This is a genomic window from Shewanella glacialipiscicola (genome assembly GCF_023283485.1).
Taxonomy (GTDB): Bacteria; Pseudomonadota; Gammaproteobacteria; order Enterobacterales; family Shewanellaceae; genus Shewanella; species Shewanella glacialipiscicola.
Window position 1 is genome coordinate 18616 of sequence record NZ_JAKILU010000028.1, and the last position, 21722, is coordinate 40337.

General features: G+C 42.3%; 21 protein-coding genes and 1 riboswitch. Of the genes, 19 read left to right on the forward strand and 2 right to left on the reverse strand.

Annotated elements, in window-relative coordinates; translation table 11 throughout:
- The first annotated feature begins 3 nt into the window (after positions 1–3).
- Entirely contained in the window at positions 4–1161 is a 1158-nt protein-coding gene (gene tsgA, locus L2717_RS16070; protein WP_220773998.1) for an MFS transporter TsgA, read from the forward strand.
- Positions 1162–1221: 60 nt separating this feature from the next.
- On the opposite strand, the gene L2717_RS16075 is transcribed toward tsgA, so the two are convergent.
- On the reverse strand, positions 1222–1902 hold the full coding sequence (locus L2717_RS16075; protein ID WP_220773999.1) for a Crp/Fnr family transcriptional regulator: 681 nt from the start codon (positions 1900–1902) through the stop codon (positions 1222–1224).
- A 194-nt stretch (positions 1903–2096) separates the two neighbouring features.
- A riboswitch (TPP riboswitch) is annotated at positions 2097–2231 on the forward strand.
- A gap of 54 nt (positions 2232–2285) precedes the next feature.
- Here L2717_RS16075 and L2717_RS16080 point away from each other — a divergent pair.
- The 16 genes from L2717_RS16080 (at position 2286) to L2717_RS16155 (ending at position 18529) form a co-directional block, all read left to right on the forward strand.
- Positions 2286–4490: a TonB-dependent receptor gene (locus tag L2717_RS16080; protein WP_220774000.1), complete on the forward strand. Its 2205-nt coding sequence runs from the start codon at positions 2286–2288 to the stop codon at positions 4488–4490.
- A 99-nt stretch (positions 4491–4589) separates the two neighbouring features.
- Complete coding sequence (locus L2717_RS16085) at positions 4590–4850, forward strand: hypothetical protein (RefSeq protein WP_220774001.1); 261 nt, start codon at positions 4590–4592, stop codon at positions 4848–4850.
- Positions 4851–4892: 42 nt separating this feature from the next.
- Entirely contained in the window at positions 4893–5600 is a 708-nt protein-coding gene (pnuC, locus tag L2717_RS16090; RefSeq protein WP_248938098.1) for a nicotinamide riboside transporter PnuC, read from the forward strand.
- Positions 5600–6805 (forward strand): phosphotransferase, encoded by a 1206-nt coding sequence (locus L2717_RS16095; protein ID WP_248938099.1) that lies wholly within the window; start codon positions 5600–5602, stop codon positions 6803–6805. The genes pnuC and L2717_RS16095 overlap by 1 nt, the downstream gene beginning before the upstream one ends.
- A gap of 138 nt (positions 6806–6943) precedes the next feature.
- Complete coding sequence (locus tag L2717_RS16100; RefSeq protein WP_220774848.1) at positions 6944–7801, forward strand: DUF6279 family lipoprotein; 858 nt, start codon at positions 6944–6946, stop codon at positions 7799–7801.
- 201 nt (positions 7802–8002) lie between these two features.
- Positions 8003–8551 (forward strand): NAD(P)H nitroreductase, encoded by a 549-nt coding sequence (locus L2717_RS16105; RefSeq protein ID WP_220774849.1) that lies wholly within the window; start codon positions 8003–8005, stop codon positions 8549–8551.
- Between the two features lie 35 nt (positions 8552–8586).
- A complete protein-coding gene (locus tag L2717_RS16110) occupies positions 8587–9084 on the forward strand; it encodes a GNAT family N-acetyltransferase (protein WP_220774850.1) in 498 nt (165 codons plus the stop codon).
- A gap of 195 nt (positions 9085–9279) precedes the next feature.
- Positions 9280–9903 carry a 2OG-Fe(II) oxygenase gene (locus L2717_RS16115; protein WP_220774851.1) on the forward strand — a complete coding sequence of 208 codons (624 nt, stop codon included), beginning with the start codon at positions 9280–9282 and terminating at the stop codon, positions 9901–9903.
- A 179-nt stretch (positions 9904–10082) separates the two neighbouring features.
- Entirely contained in the window at positions 10083–10688 is a 606-nt protein-coding gene (locus L2717_RS16120) for a GNAT family N-acetyltransferase (RefSeq protein ID WP_220774852.1), read from the forward strand.
- 19 nt (positions 10689–10707) lie between these two features.
- A complete protein-coding gene (locus tag L2717_RS16125) occupies positions 10708–11172 on the forward strand; it encodes a GNAT family N-acetyltransferase (protein WP_220774853.1) in 465 nt (154 codons plus the stop codon).
- A 33-nt stretch (positions 11173–11205) separates the two neighbouring features.
- Entirely contained in the window at positions 11206–11610 is a 405-nt protein-coding gene (locus tag L2717_RS16130) for a hypothetical protein (RefSeq protein ID WP_220774854.1), read from the forward strand.
- Positions 11611–11965: 355 nt separating this feature from the next.
- A complete protein-coding gene (locus tag L2717_RS16135; protein ID WP_220774754.1) occupies positions 11966–12361 on the forward strand; it encodes a hypothetical protein in 396 nt (131 codons plus the stop codon).
- Positions 12362–12545: 184 nt separating this feature from the next.
- Entirely contained in the window at positions 12546–13676 is a 1131-nt protein-coding gene (locus L2717_RS16140) for a DUF2157 domain-containing protein (protein ID WP_220774755.1), read from the forward strand.
- Complete coding sequence (locus L2717_RS16145) at positions 13663–14826, forward strand: DUF4401 domain-containing protein (RefSeq protein ID WP_220774756.1); 1164 nt, start codon at positions 13663–13665, stop codon at positions 14824–14826. The genes L2717_RS16140 and L2717_RS16145 overlap by 14 nt, the downstream gene beginning before the upstream one ends.
- Complete coding sequence (locus L2717_RS16150; protein ID WP_220774759.1) at positions 14826–15341, forward strand: GDYXXLXY domain-containing protein; 516 nt, start codon at positions 14826–14828, stop codon at positions 15339–15341. Before L2717_RS16145 ends, L2717_RS16150 begins: the two co-directional genes overlap by 1 nt.
- A 353-nt stretch (positions 15342–15694) precedes the next feature.
- Positions 15695–18529 carry an ExeM/NucH family extracellular endonuclease gene (locus L2717_RS16155; protein WP_220774757.1) on the forward strand — a complete coding sequence of 945 codons (2835 nt, stop codon included), beginning with the start codon at positions 15695–15697 and terminating at the stop codon, positions 18527–18529.
- A 259-nt stretch (positions 18530–18788) separates the two neighbouring features.
- Here L2717_RS16155 and L2717_RS16160 read toward each other — a convergent pair whose 3' ends face one another.
- Positions 18789–18998 carry a hypothetical protein gene (locus L2717_RS16160; protein WP_220774758.1) on the reverse strand — a complete coding sequence of 70 codons (210 nt, stop codon included), beginning with the start codon at positions 18996–18998 and terminating at the stop codon, positions 18789–18791.
- A 401-nt stretch (positions 18999–19399) separates the two neighbouring features.
- On the opposite strand from L2717_RS16160, the gene L2717_RS16165 reads away from it, so the two are divergent.
- Both L2717_RS16165 and L2717_RS16170 read left to right on the forward strand, forming a co-directional pair.
- On the forward strand, positions 19400–20830 hold the full coding sequence (locus tag L2717_RS16165) for a hypothetical protein (RefSeq protein ID WP_248938100.1): 1431 nt from the start codon (positions 19400–19402) through the stop codon (positions 20828–20830).
- Positions 20831–20943: 113 nt separating this feature from the next.
- Positions 20944–21603: an EcsC family protein gene (locus tag L2717_RS16170; protein WP_248938101.1), complete on the forward strand. Its 660-nt coding sequence runs from the start codon at positions 20944–20946 to the stop codon at positions 21601–21603.
- Positions 21604–21722 lie beyond the last annotated feature (119 nt).

Consider the following 21722-nt stretch of genomic DNA (forward strand, 5'->3'; position numbering starts at 1 on the left):
AAAATGAATAATAAAATAACATTAACGGCCATTAGTTTTCTTGCTAACTTTATTATGGCAGGCTTTGCAACTCAGTTTGGTATGTTAATTGAACCCATTGCGGAGAAGTTTGCCGCCAATGTGAACGAAGTCGCGTCTATTTTTTCATTACTCAACGGCGGAGCTTTAGCAGGAACAATTGCGGCTTTTTTCTTTATTGAAAAAATAGGTATTAAAAGAATTACCCTCATAAGCTATAGCTTAATTGGACTGTGTGCGGTGGTATTACATTTCACGACATCACTTCAATGGGTGATGCTCGCAATGACGCTAATCGGCTTTTGTGGGGGAATAGGATTATGTATTGCCGGCACTATTGTTGTGTCTGTCTGGCAAGAAAAACTGCAAAGTACGATGTTAGTGGTGCAGGATGCTACGTTTAATATTGCTGGTGTTATCTTTCCTTTAATTACCACTTATGCACTGACTCACTCATTATCATGGAGTTACAGTTATTTAGCGGTAGGTTTAGTTGCACTAGGCACAGTTATGCTTACGTTATTTACTAATTTTGCACTATGCGAGCAGGGCACTCAGGCAGAAGATAAACAAAAATCTGAATGGAACCTGGGGATTATTAGCGGTGGAGTGGGCTTATTTTTAGGCATGTTGGCTCTGTATACATTTTTAACTTGGGCGCCTTTATTCGTAAAACAGAAGTTCAATATTCCCTTTGAGGATGCGGGTAATATCATTACCCAGTATTGGTCTGCGGCATTAATTGGTGCCTTAATTTCAACGCTTATAGTGACTCGCGTTAAAATCAATCACTTCTTATTAGCGATTATTACTTTGGCTATGGTGATTACCGCGGCGATTGTTACTACCGATAATATTGAATGGGTCGGTTATTTAACCTATGGCTATGGTTTTGTCTGTGCAGCCTTATATAACGCATTTATTGCTTATGGTGTGTCTTTTGTTAAAAAAGCCAGCGGTAAGAATGTGTCTTACATCTTAATTAGCGGTAGTGCGGGGGCGATGTTTAGTCCTGCGATAAGCTCCATGTTTGAGCAGATAATTGGATTACAGACAGTCATGTATGTTATTCCATTATTTTATGCTGTGATTTTAAGCTTGTTGATTGTTTCTAGCCGGATGAAACCTCGTTTAAGTGAGTAAACGGCTTATCTAAAAGGCTAACTGAGGTGATTGTTAAATTGATGACAGTTTACAATCACCTTATTCTCCTTGTTCAACAAAGGCTTTTAATGCATTAAGATTAAAAATACGAATACTGTCCTTTTCCCGCTCAATTAACCCCAGTTCCTCGAGATTTTTTATTGCCCGTCGATAAACTCTATCGGTGGTAGCGAAACGTTCAGCCTCTAAATAACGTTTCGTAAACCCATCCACAGGTAAGTCATTTAAGTGCTGATGATAAAGATCAAAGGCAATATTATAGCTAATTGGATACAGCATACGTCGAGTAAAAATATCGACAGTATCTTGGTAATCGATAGCCATGGCACTGGCAAAAAACAGCGCTAATTGTGGATGTTGTGTGAGCGAAAGCTGCAGTTTGTCACCACTAATGATAGCAATCTCTAAAGGCTCATTCGCGATGATGTCAAGCTGGCAACGATACTGGGTAAAAAACTCCATTTCGCCAAATAATTGTGAGTCACAATTCATTGTGCCTAATTGAAAGCAGCGTCCATTTCTGGCGGTATGACCTAGGGAGACGCGACCTTGTTTCACAAATACGAGCGATGAAAAAGCTTGTCCTTGTGTCATCAGGTGTACACCTTTTTTCAATGCTTTAGTTTCGGTGACGCATTCCATTATTACCCGTTCAATTAGAGGGTAATCTTGCTCCCATCGTTGATTAAAACGTCCTTTAGCCAGTGGTTTTAGCTGCATAAACAATCTCTCTGTTGTCGATATAGCGCGAGTTTACAACATTATGCTTCAAGTTAGCTAAATTCACTGGGTATGATCCGAGGTGTTAGCGATTTGTTTGTAAAAGATCATATTTAATGTTTGAAGTTGAGCCGCATGGTTGATTTTTTTAACATAGATATGTCTGTCATCCTCTAGCATTACTCAGTATACTCATGTCTGCCAAGGGGTGTTTGTCGTCAATTAATGTTAATAATTAATATTAACGACTGCAAACTGAGATGTCTTTCGACAAACCCTTAGAACCTGATCCGGCTCATACCGGCGTAGGAATGGGCCAATCAACAGCACACTTCTGAATCGCTTATTCGTTGCCGGATCTCAAACTAGATATTTGAGGTCCTATGTTTAACAGTAAACTGTCATTTTTTACCGCGTCACCCACATTATCTTTAACGCGTGTGCCATCGGCTTTAGCTATTGCCGTTGCGTTGAGCACGCCTGCCTTTGCACAAACCGATGCGCTTGATAAACCAGATCCTGATAAGGATATGGAAATCATGGTGGTAACGGCGGATTTTCGCGGCGCCAGTTTAGAGAAAATGCCTTCTAGCATTACAGTTATCGATGCGCAAAAAATTCAAGATGAAAGCGCGCAACATTTTGAAGACTTACTTAATTCTATTGCTAACGTTAACTGGTCAGGCGGCAGCTCGCGGCCGAAATACTTCCAAATTCGCGGCGTAGGTGAACAAGAGCAATACCAAGGCGCGCCCAATTCTTCTGTTGGTTACATCATTGACGATATCGATTTATCCGGTATCGGCATGGTGTCGAGCATGTATGACTTACAACAGGTTGAAGTGCTGCGTGGGCCACAGGGCACGCGTTATGGTGCTAATGCATTAGCGGGTTTGATTTATTTAAAGAGTAATGACCCAACGGATGTATTTGAACATGGTGCTGAAGTGTCCCTTGGTGATGATGATTTACGTACTTTTAGTGGTTTTAGCTCAGGGCCTGTAACTGACTCAGGTAAACTGCTGTACCGCGTTTCATTGCAGCAACATGAGCAAAATGGTTACCGCGATAACCTGTTTTTGGGACGCGATGACACCAATAATCGTGATGAATTTAGTGGCCGCGTTAAGCTGCGTTGGTACGCCAATGACGATCTGCAATTAGATTTAACTGTGCTGCATGCTGATTTTGATAATGGCTACGATGTATGGAGCTTAACCAATTCCCCTAAACAGACCACCTCAGATGAGCCCGGTGTTGATAACCAACGCACTACTGGCGCGGGCTTTAAGGCCACGTATTCGGGCGCTGAGCTATTTGAGCTGACCTCGTTAACTTCCTTTGCTAATACGGATCACCATTATGCTTATGATGGCGATTGGTCTAATTCAGCTTATTGGTCGGCAAAACAATGTACTGATGATGGTATTCAGTTCTCGCCATGTCAGTACGATTATTTTTGGGATAAAACGGGCCAGCGTAAAACGCTATCGCAAGAGTTTCGCTTAAGTTCTACCGAGCAAAGTCGTATTTTTGCTGAGAGTACCGACTGGTTACTCGGCGTATATGCGATGAATTTACAAGAAGATAACCAATTGTATTCTGAGTATAATACTTTCGCCGATGAAGTTTTAGACTCTGAATATGAGGCAACTAACTATGCACTATTTGGTCAGCTTGATACCGATTTAGGATCCCAATATGCCTTGTCTGTGGGCTTACGTTTAGAGCAGCGTAACAGCCATTATTCTGATACAAACCAGGATGATTTCGACCCAAGCGAAACTATGTGGGGCGGACATATTGCCTTGAGTAAAATGCTTAACGACTCACATAATGCTTATCTGCGTGTAGCGCGGGGCTATAAAGCGGGTGGGTTTAACATGACCTTACCGGTTGAGCTGAATGATAAAAAAGAGTTTGATACTGAGACATTGTACAACTATGAAATCGGTCTTAAATCCCATTGGTTAGCAGGACTTGTCGATACGAATCTGGCGTTATTTTATATGGACAGACAAGATCAACAGGTGGCTGCATCGCTACAAGATCCAAATAAACCCCAGCGTTTTATTCTATTCACTGAAAATGCCGGTAGTTCAAATAACTATGGTGCTGAACTCGATGCGACTTGGTATGCCACTGATAATTTGCAACTTTATTCAAGCTTAGGTTGGCTAGAAACCGCCTATGGTAATTATCAATATCAGGATAAATACGGCACCGATGTCGATTTAACTGGCCGTGATTTAGCCCATTCTCCGCATTTTACTTACAGTCTGGGCGGCACTTATCGGGCTAATTCAGGCTGGTTTACTAACCTCAATCTGAGTGGTAAGAGCGATTTTTACTATTCTGACAGTAACGATTCCCGTTCTGAGCCATATACGATTGTTAATGCTCGCGTTGGATATGAGGCGAGTGCATGGTCTGCTTATTTGTGGGGCCGCAATCTATTTGATGAAGAATACGGTGTGCGTGGCTTTTATTTCGGTAACGAGCCCGACAGTGGTTGGGCAGAAAAACAATATATTCGTTACGGCGATCCGCGTCAGCTTGGTGTAACGGTTAACATTAAGTTCATGTAATCAGTGGTATAACGACTAGGTTAATTATTTAATCGCTAAGGCTGTACCACCGTTTAGGCTACAGCTTTCTTAATCTACTGACGTTTTAAGGAAATAAAAATGCAACTCACCGCAGAAATTAGCATGTATCCATTAAATGAAAACTATCTCGACCCAATTAAATGGTTTATCGGCCGCGTGGATAGCTACCCCAATATTGAACGCGTAACCAATGCGATGGCAACCCAAGTTTGCGGCGAATATCTTGACGTGATGACGATGCTTGCAACCGAGATGAAAGCCGCTAATGAAAAATGGGGCAAGGCGGTATTTGTGTGTAAATTTATCGGCGGTGAGTTGGATTTAGCTCACAGCGAATAGGCTTTATAGTCTTTGCGTTAAACAGAAGGTGAGCACAATACAATGACGGATTTATGGCTAACCTTAGTCGAGAGCATTAATTCAGCGTTTGGTGAGGCCCATGTGATGACTGCATGGGAAGCCTTAGCGGTGCTGTTGGCGATGGCGTATTTGCTGTTGGCAATGAAGGCTAATGTATGGTGCTGGGCAGCAGCGTTTGCCAGTACCGCCATTTATACCGTGTTATTCTGGAAAGTGTCATTGTTAATGGAATCGGTATTAAATATCTATTACATGGCGATGGCGCTCTACGGTTATTGGCTCTGGACCCAAGGTGGTGATAAAGAACAAGGGATAAAAGTCACCACTTGGTCACTCAAAACTCATTTAAAGCTGATTGCAACAACGGGCGTGATATCGCTATTAGTTGGGCATGGTATGGCAACCTATACCCAAGCGGCGTTTCCCTATTTAGATGCAGCGACCACCTGTTTTGCGGTGATGACCACCTATTTAGTGGCAAAAAAAGTATTGGAGAATTGGCTGTACTGGGTCGTGATTGATTTTGTGTCTATTTATCTTTATTTGAGTAAAGGATTGATGCTCACCTCATTGTTATTTGTGCTCTATGTGGTGCTTGCTGTTGTCGGCTATTTCCTGTGGCGCAGCACGTTAGCGAATGCTCGCAATACCTATGATGACAACGCCTGTGATACTAACGATTTTAATAAAAATACTTATAAAAAGAATGTGTTAAAGTTATTCAATTAATGAATGATATAAATACTGCGATGCCGCTTTCATCAAACTCCTCACTCAACGCACTGTACCCGATACTCAGGCGCGCAGGGCTTGTGCAAGTGTTAAGTATCCAGGAGCTTTCAGGTGGTTTGAGTAATCACAACTATAAAATTATTACACCTACGGCGAGCTATGTACTCCGGGTCAATACCGGTGCAGCAAGCCGCTTTTGCAATCGTGAGCAGGAGTGTTTTTATTGGCAACAATTAGCAGACATTAAACTTGCGCCACAATTGCTGTGGGTGAGTGAAGATAATCGTTATTACCTCAGTGAGTTTATTGAAAGTGACAATGTTATTTATTGGCCAGCGTTAGAGTGCCAAACCCGTGCAGCTGATTTTGTGCAGGGGCAGTTTGTGCTGGGTCAGGCTGGGTTGAGGCAATCTAAGCTAGACTCTTTATTCCCCAGCGTGTCTTCTCACAGCTCAGATGATAGCGACTTACATAATAGCGGCTTACATAATAGTGGCTTACATCATAGCGATGCAGACTCGCAGGCGCTGCTTGGCCCTACAAAAATTAGCAAACATCCTAACCAAGCTCATGATTTATTACTGGCATTGTTACTGCAATTACGCTCATTGCCCACAGGACCTTATCATATTAGTGTCACTGCGCAGTGGCAGAGTTATCACCAACAAATGCTCGCCTATCAGGCATCTGCTGCATTAAAGAATCGCGCGACACTAAGCCAGCATGATGAGGTGACTGATAAACCTATCCATACTTGTGAGTGGAATGAACGAGTGGCTAAACTACTTGGTATTCAAATGGATATCAAAAATTGGTCTAATTGTTTAGCCGCCTGTTTAATCAAACCACAATTTTGCCATCGAGATTTAAACCCGCATAATCTCCTATTTAAAAACAATCATTTGTATTGTATTGATTTTGAGTATGCCAGTGCATCGCACCCATTGTGCGAGTTAGCGGTGGTGCTGGCTACCCATAGATTAACGCCAGCACAACAGACATTATTGGTTGACGGATATCTAAAGCAGCACCCTAATGTTACGGCGGATGCCGTGCAAGCCGTGCCCGCTGCCATTGACATGTATTGGGTATTTGCTTGTTACTGGGCGTTGTTGATGGCGGGGCAAGCGCAATCTAGTCACAATATTGATTATCTTGCTTGGTTTGATCGTTTTTGGCCGCTGATAACGCCCAATAACTAACGTATTGGCTACCTGAGTCTAGCGGTATTGTTTATCCTCAATAGCCGATTTTAATCAAATAATGCTATAACCTAAGCAAGGTGAAAGCGGTTTAAATGTCTTATTTCAATAAAAACAATTCTAGGATGGAAGATTCTAATGAAAAAAGGCGTGATGCTATTGGTGTTTGTTTTAGGTTTAAGCGCCTGTTCTACAAAATTTAGTTATCGTTTTCTCGACTGGGCTATCGGTTGGGAGCAAGAGGACTATGTAACCTTAGATAAATCCCAACAAAAGGTATTTGATACCCTCATCGAAAAACTGGTCCAGTGGCATCAATCCACTGAATTATCCCAATATGCGGCGCAATTAACTCAAGTCGAAAATCTAATTAAAACCAATGCATTAACACCTCAGTTGTGGGTTGAACAGGTTGATATCGCTAAGCGACATTGGTTTCGATTATTTGAATTTTCCTTGCCGGAACTGCTACCTATCGTTATGTCTTTAAATGATGGGCAGGTGAAGCAAATCCTCGCGAAATTACGGGAGGATGAGAGGGAGCTTGTCAAAAAATTTGCTGGTAAGACCGCCGAACAGCTGCAAAAAGATGCCGATAGCAACCTTCAAGAACAGTTTAATGATTGGCTTGGTAGTGTAAGCGCAACACAAAAAGAGCTTATCCATCAGTATAATCAGCAACGTTTATCCACTTTGGATATGTGGCTTGAGTATCGCCACGAATGGTTGCGTCAATTTGAGGTCGCACTGTGGCAGCGTGCCGATAAAGCGCTATTAACCGAACGGTTAACCTTGTTGATGACACAAGCTGATGAACTTAAGTCAGAGCAACATAAAGTGTTGTTACGTAAAAATACTGAAGCCTTTGGCACTTTATTACTTGCGATAAACGCGAGCTTATCGGAAAAGCAATCTACACATTTCTATAAAAAATTAGACAAGCTTATTCAAGACCTCACCGAGCTAAATCAAGAGGCGATTGAAAAAGAAACCTAACGAGTAAAGCCAGATGTTATTACCACAATAGGATGCTTATTTGGCAGATGAGCTTGGGTAAGCTGAGGATATCCAATAATCGGGTGTGCTTTTAATCTTTACACATGACATCAGTCCCACTGAATTAGTGGGATTTTTTATGCCTCTTTACCTGTAATTTGCTATGCTTGAGCGCAATTTATATCGAATTAGGATAATAACGTGGACGCTATTGAACTCTTGCTTACCCGTCAATCGACCCCCAGATTAACGACTCCCGCTCCAGATGCTGAACAATTAAAAATCATTTTGGATGCGGCTATTCGGGTGCCCGATCATGGTGCTTTAACACCATGGGAATTTATTATTGCGACAGATAAAGGGTTAGAGCGATTAGCTGACATTTTTGTTGCGGCGGCAAAAGCGAATGACGCGGATGAAGATTTTGTCAATAAAGCGAAAGGTATGCCAATGCGTGCGCCTATGGTGATTACTGTTGTGGCAAAAACGCAAGCACATACCAAAGTGCCTTTACTCGAACAACAAATAGCAGCAGGTTGCGCAACGATGGCCATGCAACAAGCGGCATTTGCCTTAGGGTTAGGCGCGGTGTGGCGTACGGGGGACTTTGCCTTTGATGCTAATGTAAATCAGGCATTGGGCCTTACACCAGAAGATCAAATCGTTGGCTTTTTGTATCTTGGCTCGCCTGCGGTGATAGCGCCTAAAAAATCGCAAAAGGATGGCAGTCAATACGCTCGTTATTTATAAATGTTATTTCTATAGTAAAAAAGTGGAGAAATCCTATGCAAGTTGCGCGTACACCTCGATTGATCCTCCGCCAGCTGACTACTGCGGATGCATCTTTTATATTAGCCCTACTTAATAGCCAAGGTTTTATTGAGAACATCGGCGATAAAGGCGTACGCACTCTTGCACAAGCCAGAAGCTATATCACCGATGGACCGATGAAAAGTTATGCCGAATGTGGTTTTGGTTTATATGCTGTAGTACTGGCGCATAACGGCTTTTGCATTGGGGTGTGTGGCTTAATTAAACGTCCACAACTGAATGATGTGGATATCGGTTATGCTTTATTACCGCAATACTGGGGCCAAGGTTATACATTTGAAGCGGCGAAAGCGTCTTTAGATTTAAGGAAAAGTTTAGGTATAAAGCGTATTGTCGCGATTGTTAACAGCCAAAATAGTGCTTCAAAAGCCTTGTTGAATAAACTGGGATTACACTTTGAGCAGTGTTTGCAACTTAGCCCTGACGACGCCCCGGTTGAACTGTTTAGTTAGTTATAAGCATTTGTTTTAATGTATTTTTATTTTATTGTATTCGAGCGTCCTTTACTCTAAAATCTTGCAGAATTTATCTATTGGGATATGGCAATCATATCTCTTTCGACGCCCCTCGAAAATCAGGCTCACTTAATCCTTCCTTGAGCCCTTGAGTACAGCAAAAGCGTAGCCTCAATTTTTGGATGTAGCATAATGGTTTCGCAATTAAGTGAAGCAATGCTGGACGTGATCGCTGATGCCTTAGTCGATAAAGGCTATATCTTTTTATCTGACTTAGTACCCACCCATATTAGCCAAATGTTATTGGAAAAAATCCAATCTACGCAAGCACATGAACTTAAAGCTGCCTCGATTGGTCGTGGCATAGAGCAACAATTAAACCCTGATATTCGTCGTGATAGGATCCAATGGTTAGAGGAGTCAAATGAACCCGATAACCAGTATTTGGATGTAATGATGCAACTCAAAAATGGCCTAAATCGTCGCTTGTTTATGGGCTTATTCGATTATGAAAGTCATTATGCGGTGTATCAGCCTGGCGCATTTTATAAGAAACATGTCGATGCGCTAAAAGGCAGTCAAAATCGTATCTTAACCACTGTTTTTTTCTTAAATCCTGACTGGAAAATGGCGGATTGCGGTGAGTTGATTATCTATGATGAAGCTGACATTGAGATTGAACGCATCGCGCCTAAAATGGGCCATTTTGTGATATTTCTTAGCGAGCGTTTCCCCCATGAAGTGACCCAAACCTTAGCTCAGCGTAATAGCATTGCCGGTTGGTTTCGGGTCAGTAATAGTGTGCATGGCTTTTAATCTGTAGAAATCGAATACCTAAATGCTGTGGCTAGGTTTAGGTTATCCATGTCACTGACAATCGAATAAATTTATCCAATCATGCTGAAAATAGAGTGTTTTTTTATTCTCGTTTAATGTTAGGCTAGATAAAAACGTGCGCTATAACACACTTTTTATCATCTAATGGAGGCGAGACTGTGGGCTGTGACGATAACTTAGGTTGTTTAACGGGTGAGCATATCGTGCTGGAGCCCTTATCTTTGTCCCATGTGGCGGCATTGAGTTTAGCCGTTACAGATGGTCAACTTTGGCGTTTATGGTTTACCAGCGTGCCAGAGCCTGCACAGATGAAACTCTATGTAACTAAAGCCATCGAGGAAAAAGCACTGGGTCAGAGTTTTCCGTTTGCGGTGCGCGATAGAGTGTCTGGTGAAATTGTCGGATGCACGCGAATTTGCCATTGGGAACCTGACAATCGTCGTCTTGAAATTGGTTACACTTGGTATGCCAAAGGTGCCCAGCGTACTGGTATTAATACGGAATCTAAATTGCTATTGCTGACCTTTGCCTTTGAAACCTTAGACGCGATTGCCGTTGAGTTTCGCACTCACTGGCATAACCAAGCCTCCAGACAAGCTATTGCTAGACTTGGTGCTAAGCAAGACGGGGTGTTGCGTAATCACAAAATTCTTAAAGACGGCACAATCCGCGATACTGTGGTGTATTCCATTATTGATGCTGAGTGGCCAGCGGTGAAAAACAGTCTGCAATTTCGATTGCGACAACGACCGCCAATACTCTAACGATAAAAAGGAAAGATCCATGGCAAGCATTATAACTCGAGCAGATGTGACTCATGCCCATGAGGTTGCTGTGTTATTCAATGAGTACCGACAGTTTTACGAGCGCAGAGATGATTTAGCGGCCGCAGAGCAGTTTATTTGTTCAAGATTGGTGGATGAGTCGTCGGTGATATTTATCGCCAAAGATAATCAAGGGCTAGGATTAGGTTTTATTCAAATGTATCCCAGTTTTTCATCGCTACGTTTGGCGCCGATATTAATTCTTAATGATGTCTATGTGACACAACACGCTCGCTGTGTCGGCATTGGGCGGGCATTAGTACAACAAGCTGTTTGTTATGCCAAAGCACATAATATGAGTTATTTGATGTTAGAAACACAACAGAAAAACCAGCGTGCGCAGGGCTTGTATGAAGGTCTAGGCTTTGTGCGTAATCAACATTTTTATACCTACGAGTTTGAGATCCATCAAGGGCTTGATTAGGTTTATTTATAACGATTCAAAAGGAAAAGTAACATGTTAACTCAGGTAAAAACGTTAGTATTAGGCGGTTTAGTATTAGGTGCCAGTACAGCCGCTTGGGCCGGTGAAGCAGAAAAAGCATTTAGCAAAGAATTGATTGAATGCGCCGCTTACTACCAAATTAGCTCCGAAGCGATAGGTGCAATGAATGCTCCACAAATGCAGGCTGTGGGTGAACGTTTAAAAAGTTCTAAAGTTGAAGCTGAAAACCTCGCTAAAAAATATAATTCAGAGGCTGAAGTCACTCAAGCGGTGGCTGATGCTAAGGCGCGTCAAATCAAAAGTCTAGGCGGTTCAAGTAGCTTAGGGGCGTTAATGGGACAATATAAAGAACAATGCAAAACCCTATTAGCCGAGCCACAAAAGCGCTTAGATTATTGGACTATGGCAACGATGTAACCAGTTATTTAACCTGAACTCGGGATAGTGGCTGTGGTAACTGATTAATCTAATTACCTTATCCCTAGTTCAGGTTATTTATCAATATTGTAAATAAAAGGAGCTAACAGGCTCCTTTTTGCATATTAAAGGAGGGATTGTTAAAGGTAACTCTTAGCGGTGTGCTGTTAGTCTTAATTTAGATAGGGGTAATTTGATAGTGATCGAATCGCTTATTTTTTATTAATTGAAATACAAATCTGGGTTTTAAGGTCTTATTGTGATGTTTATGCTTAAGTTTTTATTTATGCGCTAATTTTATCGCCTTTATTCAAAGTTAAGTTTTGATGGTTAATCACAATAAAATGAGAACATTATGGTAGTGATATTAATAGCTGCGACGGTATTGAGTGCTGGTATCTGTGTATACCATTTAATTTATGCTAAACGTATTTTATTAACGCCACTGTTAAATGCGCATATATCACTTCAAAGTAAGCAAATGTTACGGTGCTTATTCCATTGCTTATCGGTTTTCTTTGTGACATCTACATTCGCATTTTTTGCTTGTGCATTAAAGATTATCCCTGGGATGTACGCCTTTAGCTTATTGTTATTTATCGGGATGAATTACGGTGTCTTTGCAATTTGGCAGCTTTATATTGCCATATTAAGCCCACCTAATAGTGGGAACATAATTATAATAAAAGCATTGGTTTTCTTGCTTACTGCAATTTTTGCAGTACTTGGACCATTGATATCGATGACGTAACACTCACTTTCTCAATAGATAGAACAAGTTATTTTTAATGTAATATCATACTCAGCGGCAAGTTCGCTCGGTTCAGCATTATTTTTGCTTATATAGTTCAGATAGCATGCGAATATTAACCTTAACAGAGTAAGCTAATACGAAATGAGTAAGCTCGCGCAAAATGGATTAGGGAGATCTCACATTGAGTAAAATAGCATCTCAAGTGTGTAATTGGGTGGAACAGGGACATATCACCGCCGAACAGGCAAATACGCTTTATGTACAACTGGCTTCGCGGCCTAATGTATCGAGCTGGCGCGGTCTAATTGCTCACTTATTACTGTGGTTTGGTGCGCTGAGTGCTGCCTGTGGTTTGATTTTTTTCTTTGCCTACAATTGGCAATCCCTCGGGCGTTTTGCCAAATTTGCTCTTATCGAAGTTGCGATCTTGCTCGCTATAGCGGTATTCGCTTGGCTCTATTATCGCACCGCACATCAGTTTAGCTCAGTCCATCAGGCTCAAACTGAGGCTAATACTGGGAACCAAGCGAATACTCAATCTACGGTATTTGGTGCCACAACAGCTAATACAGTATTGCTTACAGCAAGCGTGTTAGTGGGCGGTTTATTGGCACTGGTTGGACAAACCTATCAAACGGGGGCAGATCCTTGGCAGCTATTTGCTCTATGGGCGCTGCTCATTTTACCTTTTGCATGGGTGGCAGGGTTTGATGCTTTATGGTTACTCGTGGTGGCATTGTTTAACCTTAGCTTAGGATTACTTTTTGATACTTTTGCTCATTTCTGGGGTGATTTCTGGGATGAGCAGCGACTGCTACTAATATTTATCTGTTTAAATTTAGCCATTTATTATGCTTTTGTTTTTTTAGACCGAAAAGTGGCGGGGCGTTGGCATGCTCCGCTTGTGGAGTACGCCAGTTCGATGTTTGCTATGGGCTGCTTTACGTTATTAATCTGTTGGTTGATTTTTGATGATGTTTTTAACCACGGAGAGCTTAATTCTTGGATTTTCTGCGGCTATATTGCTCACCTTGGCCTCAGCTTCTTGGTGTTTCGTTATGTATTACCGCGAATATACCCCTTAGCCTTGTGCGGCTTTAGCCTGATTGCTGTGGGCGCGGCATTACTGATTAAATTAATGTTTGAAAACAGCGATCCTATTGGTGGTTTTCTCTTTATTGGTCTTTATATTATTTTAGCAAGCAGCGGATTAAGCATGGGCTTAAGAAAATTGAACCGGCTTTTTAAAACGTCGCCCGCGATATTAAGTACCAATAAGGAAATAGTGGGAGACACTCATGGACGAAAATAAAGACTTATCAGTAGGTCAGCCGCTCAATTACGCATTAAATAATAGCGCGGCGCCCAATGACAGTTCGAGTGAGCCTGAACTGGCCGTATTGTGGCAAACCTTATATGCCCAAGGTAAAGTAAAATTACCTCATGCCCCTGAAACGCAAGATACGCCTTGGTATATTGCCGTTATGCAAGCTTTCGCCGCTTGGATAGCCGCCTTGTTTCTACTAGGGTTTATGGCCTCACTGTTAAACGTGGTGTTTGATCAAAATGAAGAGGATATCGCTTTAGTTGTTGGTATCGTTTATTTGGGCATAGGGCTTGGGTTTTACTTGCTGGCCAAACCGCAAATCTTTGTGCAGCAGTTTGCTTTTGCCGTTTGTTTGAGTGGACTCTTAGGCATTGCTTGGGGATTATATAATATTTTTGGGTACGACTTTAGCATGGCTTGGTATCTGTGTATGGCGAGCATTCTTTTGCTACTTTGGGGGTTAATTAACCATAGTTTGGCTCAGTTTGTATTTGCCTTTTGTGTCAGTGCTTGCTTTGTCGGCATTGCGGCACAGATGAACTTATTCTATCTCTGCCCGAGTGTGTTGGTGTTAATCGTCAGTTCGCTATTATTCAACCTCAATCGTTTAGGGCGACATTATCAACGCGCGCGTATGTTGCTTTATGGTTTTGCATTGATGTTGTTGGATGTTCAACTAACACATGCTTTTAGCATGGATTATCTCTTTGACGAGTTATTCAATCCTTTACAACAAACGCTGTGGTTTAGTGTGTTGCAACTATTGATCATTTTCGTGATAGGCAGTTTTTTACTGATAAATATTTATCGTGAGCGCCAGCAATCGTTGTACTCGTTGCCGGCACTCAGCTGTTTTATCGGTTTAGTTTTAGTGAGTGGCTTATCTTTACCCATGCAGGGGTTATCTACGGCCATCCTCTTGATTTTACTCGGTCATTATAGCAATGAATTTTGGCTAAAAAGCATGGGAATTATCGCTGCATTGCTCTTTGTCAGCGGATATTATTATTCCCTCGAGACGACTTTGTTACTCAAATCCGCCTATATGATGGGCTTAGGTGCGCTACTACTGGTGGCTAGAGTGCTAATGTGGCGGTTATTTCCTGCCAATGAAAATGCCAAGGAGACTATGTGATGGGAAATGTGATGGCAAAGCTATCGGCTACACATAAGTGGGCGCTTGGGATTGTATTATTCACCACAGTGGCGATTCTTACGGGCGTGAATTGGCGGATTTTCAAGTTTGAACAGTTGCTTAACCATGGGCAAGTAGTGCGCTTTGCATTAGCACCCGTGGATCCGCGCTCGTTAATGCAGGGGGATTACATGGCGCTGGAATATGCAATTGCCCGCGATGTTAGCAGTGCCTTAACGCCGCAGCAAATGCAAGGCCAGTTATTGTTGGCAGTAGATGAGCAAAAAGTGGCGCGTTTTGTAGACTTTTATACCGACCAAGCGCTCGGTAAAGATCAACTGCGGGTACAATTTCGTGCCCGAGGTAATCAAATCAAACTGGCATCGAACAGCTTTTTCTTCGAAGAAGGGCAAGCCGATCATTTTAGTACCGCTAAATACGGTGAGTTTAGGGTGAACGACAACGGTGAGTTGTTACTGGTTAAGTTACTCGATGAAAAACTTCAGCCCTTATAATCCCTAGTGTATTGCTGTTATTCATTTTTGCTGTTTACGCTGCTTATTTTTAACAGCAATTTATCTTTACCACATTCATTTTTCTCATCACATTTATTCTCTCTGGCCGCCTTTTATATAGGACGGTCAGTATCTGCCGTACTGCTTTCTTCCTAGCTCCGATCGCTAAGCTCTGCTGCTAAATCCTACGAATAATATCCATCTTTAGTTGCAACCTAATGGCAACCAATTTGTAACCTTTATCGTTTATAGTATCGTCAGTCTTTAAAGTGAGATCGCTTTAAAGCATCTAACCACATAAATCAGATACCAATTTCATATCAAATATTAAAACAATACATTTAGGGGTCTTAATGTTTAATACTAAAACTGTACTGGCGTTAGCCATCGGCAGCGTTTGTGGGCTTGCCCATGGCGCGGATAATTTGATCATTTCAGAATACGTCGAAGGCAGCAGCAACAATAAAGCCATCGAGCTGTATAACCCAACCGCGGGCGTTATTGATTTAAGCCAATACCAATTGCGTTTCTATTTTAATGGCAGCACCAACGTAGGCACGACCATTGCGCTCACTGGCTCATTAGCGGCGGGGGCGACGTATGTGGTTGCCGATAATGATGCCTCTGCCGATATCCTTGCAGTGACAGATCAACAAAGTAGCGCGAGTTTCTTTAATGGTGATGATGCCATTGAACTGACCTATCAAAATCAAGTGATTGATAGTTTAGGTCAAGTCGGTGTTGATCCTGGTGCCGAGTGGGGCAGTGGTGATTTATCCACGCAAGACAACACCCTGCGCCGTAATCCCGAGCAGTTGATTGCCGATCCCATTAGTGACGATGCGGTCAGCTTTAGCACTTGGCTAGGTTTTGCGAAGGACGATATTTCTGATCTGGGTAAATTTAGCGCAAGTACGCCAACTGATCCGGTCGATCCACCACCGAGTTCTTTAGTGTGCGGCGAAGAAGCCACGGCAATTCATACTCTTCAAGGTGCGGGCGCAGCAAGCCCACTTAACGGCCAAACTTTAGTGGTTGAAGCGGTTGTTGTCAGTAATCAGGAAGCCGGCCTTAAGGGCATTTTTGTACAAATGGCCGATAACGAAGCTGATAACGATCCACAAACCTCTGAAGGTGTGTTTGTACATACCGGCACTGCACCCACCGCTTATTTGTCGGGCGATCGTATTCGTTTACAAGCTAAAGTGACTGAATATCAAGGCCTAACAGAGTTAACTACCTTGTCTGCACACACGCTTTGCGCCACAGGGCAAGCATTGCCAACGGCGGCTGTGCTGACTTTACCAGTTAACAGCAGTGATGATTTTGAGCCATTTGAGGGTATGCGTGTTCGTTTTAGCCAAGATTTAGTAGTAAACGAAGTCTATAACCTCGGTCGTTATGGTGAGATTTCATTAGGTAGTCAGCGCCACTTTATTGGTGCGCAGGTGGCAGCACCTGGCGCTGATGCGCTGGCAGTGAGCGCGGCTAACCAACGCGACAGCATTCTATTGGATGATGGGTTAACGGCGCAGAATCCTGATCCTGTGCAATTCCCCGCTCCTGGTTTGAGCGCATCAAACACTGTGCGTGTAGGCGATAAAGCCACATCACTTACAGGTGTAATGCACTATGGCTTTAATCTGTATCGTATTATGCCAATCGAAACGGTGAACTTTGTGGCGGAAAACCCACGCCCAGTTGCGCCCACATTGGTTGAGGGTGGTAATTTAAAAGTCGCTAGCTTTAACGTGCTTAACTACTTCAATGGCGACGGCCAAGGCGCAGGTTTCCCAACCGCGCGTGGTGCCAATACCTTAAGCGAGTTTGAGCGTCAAAAGGCGAAGATTGTCAGCGCCATGGTGGGTATTAGTGCCGATGTATTTGGCTTAATGGAAATCGAGAACGATGGTTTTGGCGCTAATTCAGCCATTGCCGATTTAGTCGCAGGTTTGAATGCCGCTGTGGGTGAAGCACGTTACGCTTATATCGCGCCAACAGGCATGAATGCGATTGGCACTGATGCCATCACGGTCGGCTTGATTTATCGTAGCGATAAAGTCACGCCACAGGGCGCAGCGCGCATTCTATCCAGTGCCAATTCGCCATTAGATGACGACCAAAAGCCTTTGTTTGACGATAACAAAAACCGTCCAATGCTGACTCAAACCTTTAGCGTGAACGACAGCGAAGAAAGTGTGGTCGTGGCGGTTAATCACCTTAAATCTAAGGGCAGTGAATGTGCGGGCGATCCTGATCTGAATGACGGTCAAGGCAACTGTAATATCACACGTACCCGTGCGGCGACGGCTGCAGGCCAATGGATTAGCGAGCAATATCCAGATCAAGGCGTACTGCTGATTGGTGATTTGAACGCCTATGCGAAGGAAGATCCATTAACGGCGTTAGGTAACGCGGGCTTTAGCGAGTTATTTGCCAAACTTGAAAAGCCGAACCCTTATTCCTATGTGTTCTCGGCAGAATCGGGTCAGTTGGATCATGCTTTAGCGAATGCTGCCCTGCTGGATAAAGTGGTGGATGTGACGCAGTGGCATATCAATACCGACGAACCGCGCGTATTGGATTACAACGAAGAGTTTAAGACGCCTGCTCAAATCCAAGACTTATTCGCCACGGATGCATATCGCTCATCGGATCACGATCCTGTGGTGATTTCACTCTTGCTTGAAGCGGAAAACATCGCGCCAGTAGCCAGTTTCACTCAAGTAGTGAATGGGGCTGCAGTGCAACTGACATCCACTTCAACCGACAGCGATGGACAGATTGTATCAGCCCAGTGGAACTTTGGTGACAACACAGTGGCAATGGGCGATGTAGTGACTCACAGTTACAGCCAAAGCGGTGAGTATTTGGTCACGCTAACTGTGACAGATAACGACGGCCTAACCCATAGCACGTCGCAAGCGGTGACTGTGGTTGTTGGAGAGGTGAAACAACCGCCGGTTGCGCAAATTCAGCGTATCAATTTATTGCTTGTCGATATGTTTATCTCGACTAGCTACGATACCGATGGCGTGATCAAGCAACATAAATGGACGTTCGACAATGGCACCCGCGCTAACGGTCAAGTGGTATTACGCCTTGCCCGCCGTGGTCAACACACTGTTGAACTCACCGTTAAAGATAATGACAAGTTAACGGATACTACGACGCTGACGTATCGTTAAGTCAGTCTTTGTATTCCGTTGATTTTTAAGTCACGTCAAGCCCGCAGCCGCGGGCTTTTCTTTTTGCCCAAAAGCAAGATAACGTTGTCGTCAGTTGTTGTGACACATCAATTGTCATTGTTTCCCCAGTGACTCGCCGTCTGTTTCTTTCAAAATAAGCCTCCCTGAGTGCTCTAATAAAATATCCCTGTTTTAGAAGGTCACTGGTGCAACAATGCCAATCCTCATTAACCCTATCGCTGTTCGATTAGCTGAAAAGCTAATGCCCAAAGCAAGATAACTTTGTCGTCAGTTGTGCTGTATTCATTGTCATTGTTTCCCCTGTGACTCGCCATAAACTCGTCCCTGTGGGCTCGACGACGGCATCCATGCCGCCAACGGTCACAGTTGCAACAATGCCAATCTTAACTAACACTTCTGCTGTTCGTTTAGCTAAAAAGATATTGCCCCAAAGCTTGCTAGCATTCATTTAGTGAATCGAAAAATGACGAATGAATTGCCCTACAAAATCTCATCTATTTACCTAATGTTTGGCCCTACCGTAAAGCGACTAACAATGTATGGGTATACAGTCGTATTTAAATTTAGATGCTTTTGAGTGTTTTTGCACTCATTAGTTTGCGCGTTTATCCAGCCTAAAATTAACAAAACCCTTTAAAATCAATTTGTATATACTTTTCCAAAATTAGTTAATAGGTTTGAAAAACGCGCATGCGCGTTTTTCCGGATGGTGTATTTGATAAAAAACTGATAAGTTCTTTGCATACAGGTAGTTAACTGTGCGCGTTTTCACTGGTCTAATGAGGTAAACGCGCATGCGCACTAATAAAATGTTAGCCAAACTTCCCGCTCATAGCATGGAGAGAATAAATGAGTACTGAATTATTATCAAAACCACAAGCAGGTATGCTTTCTACAGATACAACTAGATTCGAAGGGTATCTAGCTCACTTAGGGTTGCCTACAGAAAATATTATTGCTTCACTCCCTGAACGAAAAATTATTGAAGCTAATCTACCTGCATTTATTGAGTCATTACCAGCAGAAGTTAAAAGAGACGCACGCTATTTATCTAAGTTTGTTGCTGGAGCTGCTATTGGTTTGTTCGATGCGTCACTGAATTATGTTTGGAATGAAGTAGTTATAAATTTACGAGAAAAAGTTATTGTTTATGGGCTTGATATGTTCTTTGATGCAGCTGTAGGGGGAAGCAGAAGAGAGTTTTACACTACCGAAGAAGACCTATCAGGTCTTAAAGATAATAACCTTGTAAACACATGCCGAAAACTCGAATTAATCTCCGATATTGTTTATACAAAGCTAAACCACATTTTAACAATGAGAAATGACATTGGTGCTTCGCACCCCAACTCTTATTCAATAAATGCTTATGAATTATTAGGTTGGTTACAAACTTGCGTCCAAGATATTTTAAATGACAAACCTTCCGCTTCGGCAATACAAATAAAATCATTTATTGAAAATTTAAAAAGATCACAAGATGTTTTAGACGCTGCAACAATTTCTAGCATGGAAAAACCGTTAGGTGATCTTTCTCTTCAAAATACGGACAACTTATTAAATAGTATTTTTGGAATATACAGTACTTTAAGTACAGGTAACATTGTTCGGAAAAACATAGCATTATTTGCTCCTCATATTTGGGCTAAAAGTAGTGACAATGTTAAATACAAACTTGGGGTAACAATAGATGGTTATAAAAATAATCTTCATAACGACAAACATGCGTTAGGTGTTGAATTTTTCAATTTCTGTGATGGAAATCGTTATCAGTCCCTAGACTCAAAAATCATTTCATTGGATAGCCATGTCGATGACCTTTTACAAGCAAGATACTCTTGGGATAATTTTTACAATGAACCTCCTCATATGCGTAAAATACTTTCTTATTTAAAAACAGAGGCCGATATTCCTGTTGAAAGAGTTAATAAAATCATTAAAGCTGTTCTGATTTGTCGTGTTGGTAAAGGCATCCCATACAATACTGGTGTTTCACCTGCTGGCCGTCCGTTATACGATCAATTTTTTGGCATGCTCGGTGACCAAAATATAATTAACACCATCATTGCAATGCATACCAATGAAGTTCGAGTAACATTAGATAATACTCATTGCCAAAAGCATATGATTACTGTTTTAACAAACTTGAAAGCAAATGCTCGTAGTGAAAGAATTCAAGAAATTTTGGATTTCCTCCTGCAAAATGGAACCATTCTTAATAAGATCCATAACGATAAACGTTATAAAGAGTTGACTAAGAATCATATTGCGTTTGGCTAACAAGGCACTCAAACGGACTGAAAACAGCGGGCTATTTCGCTGCGCTCATATTTTAGCCCACTATTTTCAGCCGCTTAGTGCGGCGTTAGGCAACTAAAAAAATCGGAGTATAAATGACTACGGAAATTGTCGAAGATAAACCAAAGCTGCTTAAGGCAGTTGAGTTGATTCTGGCTAAACCAGAAGATATTAAAAAAGAATCCATTCAGGTTTTGGAAAAGTACAAAAAAGCAAATCCAAATAAATCTGGAAGTGAGGTTCAGAAACTAGCTTCTGAAAAGATCATATCCAATTACAGCTATTACGCTGCATTTGCAGGTGGCACTACTGCCCTTACAGGTGTTATCCCGGGAATTGGTACTGCTGTCGCAATTGGAGGTGGCGCTAGTGCTGATGCTGTAGCTTGTATGAAATTTCAAATTGAAATGACGATGGCTATTGCTACAGTATATGGCCATGACATTTTAATTGAGGAAGAAAAGAGGCTTTGTTACATCATTGCTGGCTTAGGAGCAATGAGCGAGGCAGCTAAAGAAGGGGGTAAGGCTGTGGGTTCTAAAGCCTTCGTGAAGTTAGTTCAGCAACACCTCAAAGGAGCGACACTTCAGGCAGTAAAAGAAATATTCAAAAAGCTTGGTATTACCTTTACTCGCAAAGCCCTAGAAAAGGCTATACCTTTTGGTATTGGTGTTGTTATAGGTTTCTCTGCCAACAAGGGTATCACATGGTATGTTGGCTCTAAAGCGAGAGACTTCTTTACAGCAGATGCCTAACAAGGCAAGTCAATCTGACAGCTTACTCTGTACTGGTCAACCCAAACAGGACACTTTTAGTTGAGAATTTTCAAACTCTACCGGTGACAGATTGTCATTAGCAGAATGAAGTCGCTCCA